Raw genomic sequence first — 14,917 nt, forward strand, 5'->3', positions numbered from 1 at the left:
TTGTTCTTCAAAACATCCAAATCAATTGTCAGCATTATTCTTATTGCGGCATTGATCATCGGCTTTATTCCATACGATTCGAAGTCAGTCGCTTATGCAGCTGACAATCAAAATAACAAGCCTACGATCCAGACCATTGTGGACCGCTTTGGATCTAATGCGTCCTTTATTCAAAAGCAATTAGATAAAGGATATTCTTTGGATCAAATTTATGCGGTGTTCGTTAAGGCAAAGATAGATCAAGTTAGCTATGACACCGCTCTGGGAGACTTGTTTCCGAAAGAGATCAATAAATCACAAGAAGCGGCTTCGAAAGTGAATGACCACTTACCTAAATCGGAAATCCGTAAGGCCATGGCGAAAGCTGGTGGCAAATCCAACGGGAATAAGAGCTATTCTGAATCAACCATGATGCAGAGTGCTGTTGCCGGTGAGGAACCTGAACCAGAAGCCCCGCCCGAATATGATAAGAACGCAATGAAACAAGCCCCATACGGGATCGGTTCGATAAATGAGTCTATTTCCAGTATGTCTGGCAGCTTGTCACTAAATAGTGAAGATATAAGTTTGCCTGGACGAAATGGCCTCTCATTTGTATTAAAGAGAATCTACGATTCAAATGCAGCGCAGTTTTATGATATGGAACCCGGTGTATCGACTTCGGGCATCTATGGATACTTTGTTTCCTTTAATGCCATAAAGAAGCCCAAAACAACTCGTTATGATGTTAAATACAACGAGGTAAAATGGGTTCAAGAAGATTATAATGCGGATGGTGCACCGGATTATAATACCATGGTACTTGAAGAAAATAAGAAAACAGCTGGCTCCTACGCAACACAAGAGGAAGCGCAGCAGCATCTCAATATTTCTTACGGCACACCATCAGTTTCCAAAGAAGGAACTGGTTCTCTAACGAGTAAGACAAACAGTTTTCCATCAACGATTTCCTATAATCAAGATGGTTATACCGGGACAATAAGTAAAGACGGACTTTCTACTGTAATTTCGGGATCGTATACGGCTGCTGATACTAAGACTCAATCAGGTACATGTCCGAACACATTACCCGGAAAGTATGATGCTCAGGGTCAGTGGTATGCAACAGGCAGTTATTCGAACACTTGCGCGGATTCCAAGCCATATGATGACGGCACTTATTCAGGTACGCTTTACAGAACGTCTACAGACCTAATAAAGGCCTGTGCGAATCCAGGCACTCCAGGTTATGTCTGTACCAAAGAGTGGAGAGCTAATTACTCCGGGCAAGTTACCAAGCCGGCTGTAGATACTCGAATGTATCAACAAAATTACAAAGGCACCGTCTCGAAGGCGGGATCTGGGAACCAATCGTATGGCGCTTGGAGTGATTATGGTAATGGAACTAAGTGGAGATATGCATATCAGTATAACCCTCCGGCTTGGTATGAATCGGTTACGTATGAAGGATCGCCGGTAAGCTTCCAGGACAAGGTCGGCTATTTTACAGATTCGACAAGCGCAAATGATTTTAAGAATTCAGTCGCTAGTAACCCTGGAGCCCAATATAAATATGATGCCGGGTATAATTATTATTTCGGCAGCAGCCCAAGCCCTGTCGTAACAAATGAACAAATCGGCACTTCAACGACCTACTATAACAACACGACCATGCCAGCGGATGAGAAGAAGTTCCCAATCGGAAAAGGGTGGTCGTGGGATATTCCATACGTCGAGGTTCAAGGTTCGGATAAAACCGTTCATCTTGCCGGTGGTGGAAGTTATAAAGTGGAAGGTAGTAAGCTGAAAGGCTACGACTGGGAGGGTCTAAGTTTTGTAACTGATACTTCCGTCACGGTAGGAGGCGAAACATCCCAGTACGCGCTCGTTCCAGTCGATGGCACGTGGAAGCAGCATTTCTCGTCTGATGGACGACTCTTGCAGATTTCCGATGCTTACGACAATACAATTCAGTTCAGATATACCCAGAATGCGACTTACGGCCGAAAACTGCTTAGCCAGGTCAAGGATGCAATCGGTAATACGCTTGATATTGCCTATTCCCAGACTGAGGTCACGATAACGAAAGGGCAACAGACGGTTAAATATACGAAGTCTACCTCGCAAGGCGTCGAGCTTCTGAATTCAGTAACGGATGCAAAGGACCGCATAACGACCTATTCATACGATCTGAAAGATGCCAAGTTTAATCTGATGTCGTATGATCCAAGCCGAGAAAAATCTAACCCGTATGCGCTTCTCACGCATGTCCAGCATCCAACAGGCGCGATGTCAGAGTACGTCTATGAAGAAAATCCGGTAAAACGGTTTATCGGTGCAAGTTCATTTAACCAAGCTTATCGCGTTTTTTCGCGCAAGGATGACGTACAACTTAGTGATGGGTCGACAGCAACGTATAATCGGGAAACGATGAACTATTTCGGCAATGATTTCGCTTCAACATATAACCAGGATTTTAATTTCCAAACATCGGTTAGTGACGGATTAACTGAAACGATATCTTATTTCAAGAAAGATTACATTGATACCGCTACAGGTGCGAAGTATTTTCTGGATAAAACAGATATGACGTCAGATGGTGAGGTTAAAACAACAGCAAATGCCTATGCCAAGAAAGTCGGAAGCAATACCTATCCTGTTTCTGTACCGACGTCAACGACTCAAAGCGACAATCTGACGGCGGATACAGTGTCAACCAGTAGCCAGTACGACGACTACGGTAATATTGTGCAGTCTACGGATGCCAAAGGTAATACAATCGTGAACACATATGATACCGTTAAGCATTTACTGCAAACGACGCTTGTTCCGGTGGATACCGGAAAGTATAATCATACGACCTATAACCGCAATGCGCAGGGCGATGTCACGCTAGTTGTCGTCAGGGAAAATGATGCCTCAGGCAACGTACTGCAGCAATCCGATTTCGGCAATATGGATTCACATGGGAACTTCAAATCGATTACCATAAAGAATGGCACGAAAAGCATCGTCACCAATATTGAGTACGATGCTGCTTATAATGGCGCGTATCCAACGAGCCAATCCATTACGGCAATGGATGCCGATCAGAATCCGCAGACCGTCACGACAAGAGCGGAGTATGACCTAGCCACAGGTCTAGTTAACGCCAGGGTAGACGGGAAGAACAACCGTACTTCCTTTGTTTACGACAAGCTTGGACGTGCCAACAAAGTAACTTACCCAGGCGGATCAACGTTCAACATTGCTTACGATGACATTCAGAACACGATCACGACAACGAATGAGGTCGGAGCAAAAGCTAAGACAACTTGGAATGCCCTTGGACTCAAGATAGAAGAAGGACTGTTCGACAGCACAGGTTACAGAAAGAAGGCTAAATACGGCTACGATAGTAACGGTCGGATGAGCTGGAACGAAGACGCTGAAGGCAACCGAACTAATCATCTATATGACGGTTGGGGCCGCGAGACCAAAGCGGTATTGCCAGACGGTTCTGAATCGAACACGGCCTATAATGACACATCCCGACAAGTCACAAGTACGGATGCAGAAGGCTATTCCGTCATTCAAACCTACGATAAGTTGGGCATGCTCAGCAAGACGGAAGAAAGAGCGACGCAAAACAGCAACATCCAGCCTGTAGCAAGTTATGTGTACCATCCGGTCTTTGGCACGGTAGTCGAGCAGAAAGATGCAAAGCAGCAAACGACCAAATTTGCTTACGATGCCTTCGCACGGTTGAAAACCGTTACTAATGCCAAGAATGAGATTACTAGCTACGATTACGATAGCGTGGGCAATCTGATCAAAACGACGAACCCGGATAATAAATTCAAAGAATCCGTATATGACGAAATGGGCCGCGTCATCCAAACCAAGGATGAGGAAGGTCGGATTGAGAAGTTGTACTATGATACCAACGGCAACGTTGTAAGGAAACTGGATCGCAACGGTCAAACGATCATGTATGACTACGATGCGCGCAACAGGTTAAAATCTTATAGCAGCGACGAGGTATCGATCGGCTACGAGTATGATGATGCCGGCAAACGTCTCACGATGACGGATGTAATCGGAATGACATCATATCACTACGATCCGTTTACCGAGCAATTGAAAGAAACGATCTACCCAGATGGGCTCAAGGTATCCCTACAGTATGATGATGTGAGCGGCAACCGCAAGCAAATGACAGGGCCGTTCGGAAGCACAACTTATTATTCGTTTGACAATTTGAATCAATTGAAGACGGTTGGTACAGACCCGTTAAAAGCAGATGCATCCTATTCGTATTACCTGAACGGATTGCATGAGCAAACGGATGCATTGAATGGAATAAGCAGCCGAAACACATTCAATGGTATGCAGCTTGAAGGGCTGGACCATGTTCAAAACGATAAACAGATCAATCAATACACGTATCACTATGATGCGAACAAGAACATTGACAATCGTATTCAGAAACAGCTAACGGAAGATGCCTCTTATGATACCAAGACCGACGATTTTACCTACGATGCTTTGAATCGTGCCGAGACTTCGACGGAGTTTGCAGAGTCGTACAGCTATGATGCGCGCGGAAATCGTAAAGTGACCTCATCAGAGCAAAGCCTGGTTCCACCGACTGTCATGGAGAACAAATACGATGACTTCAATCGTTTGACCGAAGTGAAAACGGAAGACAATACGACAGTACAATATCGTTATAATGGTGACGGCCTACTTGTAGATCGCATGCAAAACGGTGAGACCACGCGGTATTACTATGACGGCGACCAGATTATCGCCGAAGCGACAGTCGTAGATGGCGTTCCTCAACTGAAAGCAAACTACATTCGCGGCAATCAGATGGAAGCAATCGAATACGCCGATGGAACCAAAGCATATCCACTATACAATGGACATGGCGATCTAGTTGAGCTAAGGGATCAACAGGGTAATGTGCTCAACAAATATCAATATGATATTTGGGGCAATATTCTGTCCCAGTCCGAAACGATTCACAATCCGTTCAAATACAGCGGTGAGTTGTATGACGATAAAACCAAGCTGCAATATTTGCGTGCAAGATGGTATGATCCAAGTGTTGGTAGGTTTCTTAATGAGGATACTTATGAAGGACAAGTGGATAATCCTCTGAGTTTGAATCGGTATACGTATGTGCATAATAATCCGTTGACGAATGTTGATCCGACAGGACACTGGTGTACATCGGCAGATGGGAAATTCTCTCATGCTGGTGCATGTGATGGTGGTGGCACTGGAAAGCATTATGAGGATTGGGGTGGTTCACATTATTCCGACGATAGTGAACACATCGGTCAGAAAGAAAAAGTAAACGGTAAACCTATTGGAAACCCAATGATGCGAGCAGATTTGGATATGACTCATCATGAAGAGTGTAGCGGTTGCGTGAGTGATCCACTGTCGTGGATGGATAGTAAAGGATTCCATATTCCACTTACTATATTGAGTATGGCAGACGGAGCTGGGGAAGTTGCTTTTACTGCTAAACAAGCGCCTAAAGCAATTGATTTGCTCGTTGACTTAATTAAGCAATCTAAACCATTAGGTAAAAAGGGTAATCAGCTATATAAAGAATTGGAGGATGGTTGGAAAATTATATTTAGAAAGGATGTTGGGGACCATGCTCATCCAATTAGACCGGAATATCCCGACCCAGTCGACCACTTTAATATTGAAATTCAAAATGCATACGGTAATATTAAGTACAACCTTCACATAATAGTGGATGAAGCTGGAAAAGTAATAAAAGCAATAACAAAGTAGGAGGAGCATATGAGCGAAAATCAAATAGTTATCAATTTGTCCGATGATAGTGGCTTACAGTTCCCTAATAAGGATAACGTCGGTCTGATTGAAGTATTAAATAAAGATCGAATAATGATTTCTTTAAGTAAGAACGCAATGATAGGACTAGGGTATCATTTGATTAAACTAGCAAATAGAAATTATGAAAACGGCTATCATATCCATGTTGATGCCTGTGAAAGAGATTATCTCTCCCAAGTATTAGGGTTCTTTTCTCACCCAGATAGTGCTGAATTAATTATATGTTGTTCTGATTTTGATTCAATTAATTCTTATATAAAGTGATAATGCATTAAATTAAAATGAGCTGGCGTCGGTATTCAATCGGCGTCAGCTTGTTCAATTTTTGAACAAATGAACTTGTATCTTTATATGGCGTCGCATAATGCCCGCTGCCTGACAATATCTATCTTCATCCGTTGGACAAAGCGATGACAGAACGAGGCCATCGACTGACCCGTTACGCAGATGACTGTGCGCCACGAATACTTGGCGTGTAAGCACACCAAGCAATCTGAACAAAAAATGAGGGAGAGCCCCTCGGAGCCGCTGCACAGGCGGAGGCTTAAAACCACCTTAAGCTGCTATGGTCAAAAGCCGTCGGTGGTGAGCATTAAGGAAAAGGCAGAGCGAGACTCTGTCAGGTGGATGTTACGGACATCGCTTCACGAAATCTCAGATCCCCCCCCCCAACCGATTTCATGTGTTTTATAAAATGTAGCCACGGTTATGTAAAAGTTACTTGCACAATAAAACAATCCGTGATGGGTACGGTCATGTATTTGATTGTATTCAAAAGAATGGGCGTAAACATCTAAATGGAGCTTGTTCTATTGAAATTTTTTTATATAGAAGCAGACGAAGAAAAAATCGAGCTATTAATACCTATTGATTAACTATCGAAAGTCAATAGACTCTCTTTATTATCTTACAAACGCATAATGACAGCACTTTACCGCCTTATAATACGGGCGGTTTTTCTTTTGGTTAAATATCAACACTATAATTTAACATAGCCTTTAGAATAATGATCTAATACTGTAGACAATCATTTGTCCTATGTTTGATTCTGTAAGAAAAATGTCCCACATAATGGTAAGTTCATTGGCTCCGTTAAAAGGGATGAAAAGCCATAATCTTAGGTTTCTACTGGTTACCTTATAACGTACGAACGAGAAAAAACTCCCCTTATAATACACAGATTATGTGGGGGCCCACATTGATACTGTCAGGTGACAAGAATATTTTCTCATTATAGGTCAGAAATTCGCGGCTATTTTATTTGAATGGTGTCGAAAATTGTATTAATTCGAAATTGCATTGGATTTTCAGGACCCACAAACCCCCTACTATCTCCTCATTTTATAAAAAATGGAAATATAGTGATTGACCTCACGATAAAGTAGGGCTATCCTTTTGGTGTGCCTCAAAATTGTAAGGAATATGTAAGAAAGTGAAGATGAGGAGGAGCAAATAGTGAAATCGAAAAAAAAATCAGTGGTAGCTTTGTCATTAGCAGTTGCTGGGTCACTTATGGTTGCTGGTATAGCTGCAGCAGCTTATGCAACAAACTTTAATAGTTTCCCAACACTGCAGCAAGGTGCATCAGGAGGTTACGTAAGGGCTCTACAGGCGAATTTGTATGCGTTTGGCCAAGCTGCTACTGTTGGTACGATTGATGGAAGCTTTGGTTCAAGTACTAAAACGGCGGTACAAAACTTCCAAACTGCGTATGGTTTAACTTCTGATGGCTCAATGGGGCCAGCATCTTGGAGTAAAATGTCTGCATACACAGTAGCAGAAACAACTTCAACTTTCTGGTTAGATACACCAAGTAGCACAACATATTATGTCGATTACAATAACCCAACTACAAGTAGCCTTGTCGGTAAATTGAAGTATAAGAGCGATAATACGATCGTTAACTCATTTACAGTTTATTAAGGAGTGCATAAAAAATGGTGAAAAAAAAGATTAGTATCGGTTTATTTGCTCTCGCATTAGTTGGTGGTTATGGTTATCACACTTATGCCGCAACAAATGAAAATGACCAACAACAAACGCAAGTAACTAACATAGATTCATCTATCCCAGTGGCGAACCAAACAACTGTCGAAACTCCTCTCCTCCAAGGAACGCCAGATCCAGATGCAGTAAACATTTCAGAAGTTCCTGAGAACCAAATTTTTGTACCTCAGTCAGTTACAATTGGTAACGCTGGAAGATCTATTAATTCTACTTCTATTATGACAGAATCAGAAATTTATGCTCGCGAAACTGACATAGGTCTCTTATTGAGAACAACTTATACTACACCAGAAAATGTTGAAATTACCTTTACTCAGGGGCCAGCGCTACTGGATGAAGAAGGTACTATAGAAAATTTAATAAGTAGGTATAATGGAGAAAATATCAAACAGACTCAGATTAATGGTCACTCCGCAATTGTTGTAGACGGAACGGTTAGAAAAGTCGTGCATTTAATTACAAAAGACCACCTGTTCTCGGCTTCTTCATTAAACGGTACTGTGGATGATTTAATGAATGTAATCAATCAAGTACAAGAATGAATAGAACAAACCTGACTTTAAGTTTGTTTATATTTAACAGACCTATACAGTAGCACATCAACAGGATGCCAATCATCAATTGGCATCCTTTGTGTCGCACATAGTGTCTTTTACTTAAGTATAGTCACCTAGGTCTAACAATAGGAAAAATAGGAAGGAATCAGTTGGTGAATGGCGAATAAATATTATTACGAAACATCACCACGCATTGAAATAGGAATAAGGTGAAGAAGATAATCAAACTTATTAAATTACGTATACTAATGATAGGAGGGATTATTACCCTCCTTTTTATTTTTCTTGTCGGACGAATCTATTGGGTGCAGGTCGTTAAGGCGGATTTCTGGATAGGGAAAGCGAAAGAGGTATGGTCGAAATCGGACACACTGATACCGCAGCGCGGCATGATTACTGACCGTTCTGGCAGCGTACTAGCTATGGACGTGACTGCTTATACTGTCGCCGTCAACCCTCAAGTCATACACGACTTAAAAGTGGAGGAAGTTATTGTAAACAAGCTAAGCTCAGTGCTCGGCATCTCAAAATCGTATGTCCGCAGTGTTGTTGAAGCCAAACAAGCGAACGGTAAGTTTTATCAGCAGCGCGAGCTGCACAACGGCGGCTGGAAGATCGACAAAGCTGTCGCCGATCGAATCTTCTCATTTCGTGAGGATCTGAGTAAGCAAACGAAGCACAAGGACAGCGGTATCTATTTAATCGACGAGAAAAAACGCTTCTACCCGAAGAATACTCTTGCTTCCCATGTAATCGGATACGAAGATAAGGAAGGCAACGCCGTAATGGGGTTGGAGGCGTCACTGGACAGCCAATTAAGGGGCACAGAGGGGCATATCAATTACGAGCGAGATGGCAATGGGGTCATCATCGATAATGGTAACGTAGATTTCAAACCGTCGATCGATGGTAAGAACGTGAAGCTTACGCTCGACATGAACATTCAGTATTATATTGAAGATGCGTTAAAAGAAGCGTTCAAAAAGTACCAACCGAAGAGTATTACGGCTATCGCCGCTGATCCGCAGACGATGGAAATTCTGGGCATGGCGAGTTTACCAAATTTTAACCCTAATACATATTGGACAGCACCTCAGGCAAATTTTTACGACAATGCAATCAAGTCGCTGTACGAGCCGGGATCCACGTTTAAGATCGTGACGCTCGCGGGTGCGGTGGAGAATAACATTTTCGACCCCAATGCTACCTACAAATCAGGATCGATCAAGGTACCAGGGGATACGCTTCACGATATCCATCAGAACTGGGGTACGATTACGTATCTAGAAGGCTTGAAACGGTCCAGTAACGTCGCGTTCGTCAAACTGGGCTACGAGGGTTTGAAGCCGGACAAGTTAATGAGTTACATAAATAATTTTGGCTTTGGTAAGAAGACCGGAATTGAATTACCCGGTGAAGCATCCGGGCGAGTTAATCCTCATTATCCGGTAGAGTACGCGACAGCCGCGTTCGGTCAAGGCAAGGTACAAGTGACACCTATTCAACAGGTTGCCGCCGTCGCTGCCATCGCAAACGGAGGTAAGCTGCTTGTACCTCATTTGGTCAAGGAAATTGAAGATCCTGTGTCGAAGAAAGTGGTCGTAACGAAGCCTCAGCTTGTCCGGCAAGTCGTTACTAAGAAAACATCCGATCAGGTTGACGAATATTTAGAACAAGTTGTATCCGACCAAGAAATTGGTTCAGGTAAGAACGCATATATTGAGGGCTATCGCGTCGCTGGGAAGACGGGGACTGCGCAAAAGGTTATACCAGGTACCAATAGATATGCAGATGACAAGTATGTGCTATCATTCATCGGTTTCGCACCGGTTGGCAATCCGAAGGTCGTGCTCTACATTGTTATGGACGAACCGAACGACCGGCTACTATCAGGTGGTTCCGCTGTTGCACCGATTTTCAAGCAAATTATGTCGCAAAGCCTAAGCCACCTTGGAGTTAAGCCGATATTAACGAACGACGAAAGAGAAGGAGGTTCTTTCAAGGAATTAACCGTCACGGTTCCAGATGTGACAAACCAAACGCTTTCGGAGGCGAAGAAGAAATTAGCCTCAAAGAAGCTAATTTATGTTGACGTCGGCGCAGGCAGCAAGGTACTGAGACAGATCCCGAAAGCTGGCTCCGCCGTCGGACCCAATCAGAAGATTTACTTGCTTACGCAGGAGCAGAGCAAGCTTGAAGTACCGAGTATGAAAGGTTTACCTCTTCGAGATGCAATGCAGATATGCTCGATCTTACAACTCCGCTGTACTGTGAGTGGCGAAGGTTTCGTCAGATCACAAACGAATGTGAAGTTAAATGGGACCCCAGTGCTGGAGTTGAATTTGTTGCCGCCGGATAAGGATTAGCTTTTTAAGGGGGAACGTGTCCGCTGAAGGCAGGAATATTATTATGGTCACAACAACTGAACTGGGGGCAAGCTGAATTGAAGAGATAAAAGGTAACAATTTCAGGGATTCGTAGCAAGCCGGAGAAAAAAACGGATCAGTCCACAGGAGACTGGTCCGTTTTTTATTTATACGTACTGCTTAACCAATTGGATGAGCTTTTGTTGTTTACCCTTGGGCTTGATTGTTTCTTTTGACCACGTCTTATTTTGCTTTTAACTAAAAGAAACACAATGGGTCGATTGTGAAGTTTACTTTGAATATAAGTCGGCGAAATATGCCGATGACTACGGTTGATGCTAGGTCCTAATCTAGATCACTATCTAGAAAAGCATCTTATGCAGTTACATTCGCTGGATCCCATTTCCTAGCATAAGGGTCTTGTACATCAGAAAAATATTGTATTATTACACAGGAAATGATGTGTAAGGAATAAAAAAGCCAAAAAAACAAGAGAGAATGGTCTATCTAGTCTTATTACACACTTTTCGACAAGACAGAACTTCCAATCTGATACTTCATCGGGGTGGAGTACAAAATAAATCGACGTCGCTGCGGCACGATTACCGGAATAACGATCGCCGAGAACGGCTTGCGGAATTTCAAACGATGCTTTCCAGAGCTCTCTGTACCAGCCGCCTTCAGGATGCGGCTCCAGATCCAGCTGCTGAACGAGCGGTGATAGCTGTTTTGTAATCATCAGTATGCGGTTCTCCTTTTCGTGCAAGTATGCGGACTTGCTTGGTTCTCTATATCTTTCGGGGCTCCATGGTTCAATGTATATTAGTCGCGCAAAGTTGTAAACGGCCATCGACCGCAAAATACGCGCAATCGATGACCGTTCCGTGAACAGTTCGTTATTGAATGACGCCGCAAGCGATGCGGTCGCCGGAATTGCCGGATGGATCCGTTTTATAATCGTCCTCTTGAGCATGAATGACAAGCGCTGAACCGCCGGCTTTCTTAAGCGAATTCGGCTTATTCGGCTCGAGCGTAACGATCTTCGTCTCGATATCGACTTTAACCGTGCCGTCAGCAGCTACTTGAATATTCGGCAAGTCGCCAACATGGAAGCCTTGCGGGTTATTGAAACCGTGCTGCTTCTTGTTCGGATTGAGGTGAGCGCCTGCAGATTCGAATTTCTGCCCTTCGCATTTGCCAGTCTCGTGGAAGTGAATGCCGTGCATGCCTGGCGGCAAGTTCTTTGCTTCGACATGAAGCCGTACCGCATCGTGATTCTGCGTCAATGTCGCTGTACCAATCTCGGTGCCTTGCGCATTAACGATCTTCACGTTAACCGTCTCGCCGCCTCCATGATCTGCCGCAGCGGGGTGGGTCTTCGCTGATGCGCCTACCGATAGACTGAGCAGCATGACGCACAGTGCGGTCTTGTTAAGTATGGAACCTGTCATTTTCATGGGTCGTTGTTCATCCTCCTGCTATATACGTAGTCAGTCGTTCCCTTGCTTATCATTTCCGCAATCCGGCTCATGCAAACATGGACAATTTGGTTCGCGAACAAACCGGATTTGTCGCCTTTTTGGATTGGTAGCCGCTCTGATTTGTGATAGGTTTAGGGAGAGTCTGACAAACAAATCCATATTGGAGGTTCTAGGGCAATGAGCAAAGTTCGCATTGGCATGATTGGGACGGGCGGTATCGCTAACTGGCATGCAAGACAACTGCTGGAGCTGCCGGAGGCAGCCATCACAGCAATCGCAGATCCGAGCGCAGATAACCGGGCGAAGTTCGTAACCGAGCATAAGCTCGAGTCGGTAAGCGCTTACTCGGATTATAAAGAAATGCTGGCACAGGCCGAGCTGGACGCTGTTATTATCTGTTCACCGCATACGCTTCATTACGAGCAGGCGAGTGACGTACTGAACCGTGGGCTGCATGTCATGATCGAGAAACCGATGGTCTGTTCGTCCGAAGAGGCACGGCAATTAATTGATCTTTCGAATCAAGTAGGCAAATTGATGCAGGTATCGTATCAGCGTCATTTTCAACCCGAATTTCTATACATTAAAGAAGCGATCGAGAACGGTGAAATCGGCAAGCTGACATCCATTACAGCTTCGCTTTACCAAGAATGGAGACAAGGGACGCCGGGCTCGTGGCGGGCGAATCCTGCTCTGTCCGGCGGCGGCTTCCTGATGGATTCCGGCAGCCATATTATCGATGTGCTTCTGTGGACGACAGGTCTCACACCGGTAGAAGTGAAGCCGCAGCTCCATATGCACGGCACGCCGGTTGAGATTGATACCTTCACGTCCATTCGTTTCGCGGAAGGACAAGTGGCAGGGCTTAATCTGGTCGGCTTCTCGCCTTGCTGGCACGAGACGTTCGTATTCTGCGGCGAGAACGGCGGTATTTTCTACGATAATGGTCGCATTACACTCCGTCGCTTACGCGAAGAGCCAATCGTACCCGAGCTGCCGAAAGCTTCAACGAATCAGGATAAGAGCTTCGTGGATGCCATTCTGGGAAGGCATGAAGTGCTCGTACCAGGCGAGTTTGCATTGAAGGTTGTGAAGCTGTCCGAAATGATCTACGAAGCAGCCGGCTATTCGCCGCTTACCGCTGCTAACAATGGGGAGGGCGAGTAACGGATGAACACGCGGATCGGAATGCGCATTCCGCCGAGAATAGGCTCGGGGGGAATTCAGAAGACAGCGGCTTGGGCAGCGGAAGCTGGACTTGACGTGCTCGACGTATCGGAACTGACTGCTGAAGTGAAGGAAGCTTGTTCGGCAGCGGGCATTGGCATTGGCTCCGTCGATGCTCGTTATACAGCTCAGCTGCTCAGCCAAGATGAAGCGAAGCGTGAGCAGGCGCTTGAATTGACGAAGAAACAAATTAGCGGCATCGCCGAGCTTGGCGGCAAAGTGCTGTTTATGTGTTTAGTGCCCGAGGATCATACATTGCCTCGCAATGAAGGGTTCGCGATCTGGAAAGATTCGTTCCCGGAGGTTGTGAAGCATGCGGAGCAGAATGGAGTCTATATCGCAATCGAAGGCTGGCCGGGACCGGCACCGCATTACCCGACGCTCGGTTGTACGCCGGAGATGTGGAGAGCGATGTTCGAAGCGATTCCATCGAAATACTTTGGACTCAACTACGATCCGTCGCACCTTGTCCGTCTTGGCATTGACTATCTGCGTGCGCTGACCGAGTTCGGCGAGCGCATCAATCACGCACATGGCAAGGACACGGAGATTTTGAGCGATGAGCTGTATGAGTGCGGCGTGCTGCCAGCGACTTTCGGGGCTAAATACGGCTTCTCGGAAGGCTCGTGGCGCTACACGATTCCGGGACATGGCGCTGTCGAGTGGAGCAAGGTGGCCGTGAGGCTTGACCGTCTCGGCTACCAAGGCGCCGTCAGCATCGAGCTTGAGGATCACCGCTATTGGGGCACGATTGAAGCGGAGCAGCATGGCATCTTGAAAGCCGCTCATCACCTAAAGCAATTTTTCAAGTAATCATAATGCGATAGTACGATGGGATCGGAAGCGCCAGCAGCGCTTTCCGGTCCCTATTTTCTTTCTGCGTGAAAATCAAGTACACTATCGTCAGGAGGAGTGATGAGAAGAGTGGAGCAACCGATGTTTACTATAGACGAAGCAAATGCCATGCTGCCGCTGCTGCAAGAGGAATTGTTCAAGTTGCAGCTGCTCGCGCAGCAGTTTGAAGAGAAATATGAAGAATTGCAGATCGCGAAAGCGAATCGTGAGTTTGCAGAACCGCACAGAGGTACGGAATCCGACCCTTTCTTCGAACTGGAGAGCCAGCTGGAATTTATGCGGATGGAGATCGATCTTGGCATTGGGAACTTCGAACGCAGGGGTGTTATGCTCAAAATGATTAATCCCGGACTGATTGATTTCCCTTCTCTATTGAATGGTGAGAAAATTCTAATTTGTTGGAAGCAAGGAGAAACTCGAATCTCGCACTATCATGGCTACAATGACGGTTTTATTGGACGGAAGCCGCATCCAGGGTGCTAATATCCGCTGATTTCGGAAGCCTGAATACTCAGGCTTCTTTTTTGTTCGCCAAAAGAGGTGGTTAGATCGACAAAAGTACAATTTTTTTTTGCAGAAGGTTTGA

9 protein-coding genes and 1 pseudogene are annotated in these 14,917 nt (G+C 45.0%); 8 read left to right on the plus strand and 2 right to left on the minus strand.

The annotated features are described in order from the left end of the window. The 5 genes from A8990_RS16650 (at nt 1) to A8990_RS16670 (ending at nt 10,768) form a co-directional block, all read left to right on the plus strand. On the plus strand, nt 1–5,775 hold the full coding sequence (locus A8990_RS16650; RefSeq protein ID WP_116190173.1) for an RHS repeat domain-containing protein: 5,775 nt from the start codon (nt 1–3) through the stop codon (nt 5,773–5,775). 9 nt (nt 5,776–5,784) lie between these two features. Beyond that, complete coding sequence (locus A8990_RS16655; RefSeq protein WP_116190174.1) at nt 5,785–6,102, plus strand: Imm32 family immunity protein; 318 nt, start codon at nt 5,785–5,787, stop codon at nt 6,100–6,102. Between the two features lie 1,191 nt (nt 6,103–7,293). Continuing rightward, nucleotides 7,294–7,761: a peptidoglycan-binding domain-containing protein gene (locus A8990_RS16660; protein ID WP_116190175.1), complete on the plus strand. Its 468-nt coding sequence runs from the start codon at nt 7,294–7,296 to the stop codon at nt 7,759–7,761. 14 nt (nt 7,762–7,775) lie between these two features. Continuing rightward, on the plus strand, nt 7,776–8,387 hold the full coding sequence (locus A8990_RS16665) for a hypothetical protein (RefSeq protein WP_116190176.1): 612 nt from the start codon (nt 7,776–7,778) through the stop codon (nt 8,385–8,387). A 224-nt stretch (nt 8,388–8,611) separates the two neighbouring features. After that, complete coding sequence (locus A8990_RS16670; protein WP_147306822.1) at nt 8,612–10,768, plus strand: penicillin-binding transpeptidase domain-containing protein; 2,157 nt, start codon at nt 8,612–8,614, stop codon at nt 10,766–10,768. A 544-nt stretch (nt 10,769–11,312) separates the two neighbouring features. On the opposite strand, the pseudogene A8990_RS32155 reads toward A8990_RS16670, so the two are convergent. Then, nucleotides 11,313–11,504: pseudogene (locus A8990_RS32155) on the minus strand (cupin domain-containing protein); the annotation flags it as partial. Nucleotides 11,505–11,664: 160 nt separating this feature from the next. Further along, nucleotides 11,665–12,225, minus strand: coding sequence for a superoxide dismutase family protein (locus A8990_RS16680; RefSeq protein WP_245996060.1), 561 nt, complete (start codon nt 12,223–12,225; stop codon nt 11,665–11,667). A 201-nt stretch (nt 12,226–12,426) separates the two neighbouring features. On the opposite strand from A8990_RS16680, the gene A8990_RS16685 reads away from it, so the two are divergent. From A8990_RS16685 to A8990_RS16695, 3 genes are all read left to right on the plus strand, one after another. Then, nucleotides 12,427–13,416 (plus strand): Gfo/Idh/MocA family protein, encoded by a 990-nt coding sequence (locus A8990_RS16685; protein ID WP_116190178.1) that lies wholly within the window; start codon nt 12,427–12,429, stop codon nt 13,414–13,416. A gap of 3 nt (nt 13,417–13,419) precedes the next feature. Continuing rightward, complete coding sequence (locus tag A8990_RS16690; RefSeq protein WP_116190179.1) at nt 13,420–14,289, plus strand: sugar phosphate isomerase/epimerase family protein; 870 nt, start codon at nt 13,420–13,422, stop codon at nt 14,287–14,289. Nucleotides 14,290–14,391: 102 nt separating this feature from the next. Then, the gene (locus A8990_RS16695) at nt 14,392–14,814 is read left to right on the plus strand and encodes a DUF2203 domain-containing protein (protein WP_181909621.1); all 423 of its coding nucleotides are present in this window, start codon (nt 14,392–14,394) and stop codon (nt 14,812–14,814) included. Nucleotides 14,815–14,917 lie beyond the last annotated feature (103 nt).

Source organism: Paenibacillus taihuensis, from assembly GCF_003386535.1.
GTDB classification, from domain to species: Bacteria; Bacillota; Bacilli; order Paenibacillales; family Paenibacillaceae; genus Paenibacillus_Z; species Paenibacillus_Z taihuensis.

What these genes read in the sequence shown, in the direction of transcription:
- A8990_RS16655 (WP_116190174.1), top strand. Translation starts at nt 5,785, where the DNA reads ATGAGCGAAAATCAAATAGTTATCAATTTGTCCGATGATAGTGGCTTA.
- A8990_RS16665 (WP_116190176.1), top strand. Translation starts at nt 7,776, where the DNA reads ATGGTGAAAAAAAAGATTAGTATCGGTTTATTTGCTCTCGCATTAGTT.
- A8990_RS16680 (WP_245996060.1), bottom strand. Translation starts at nt 12,225, where the DNA reads ATGAAAATGACAGGTTCCATACTTAACAAGACCGCACTGTGCGTCATG.
- A8990_RS16685 (WP_116190178.1), top strand. Translation starts at nt 12,427, where the DNA reads ATGAGCAAAGTTCGCATTGGCATGATTGGGACGGGCGGTATCGCTAAC.
- A8990_RS16690 (WP_116190179.1), top strand. Translation starts at nt 13,420, where the DNA reads ATGAACACGCGGATCGGAATGCGCATTCCGCCGAGAATAGGCTCGGGG.
- A8990_RS16695 (WP_181909621.1), top strand. Translation starts at nt 14,392, where the DNA reads ATGAGAAGAGTGGAGCAACCGATGTTTACTATAGACGAAGCAAATGCC.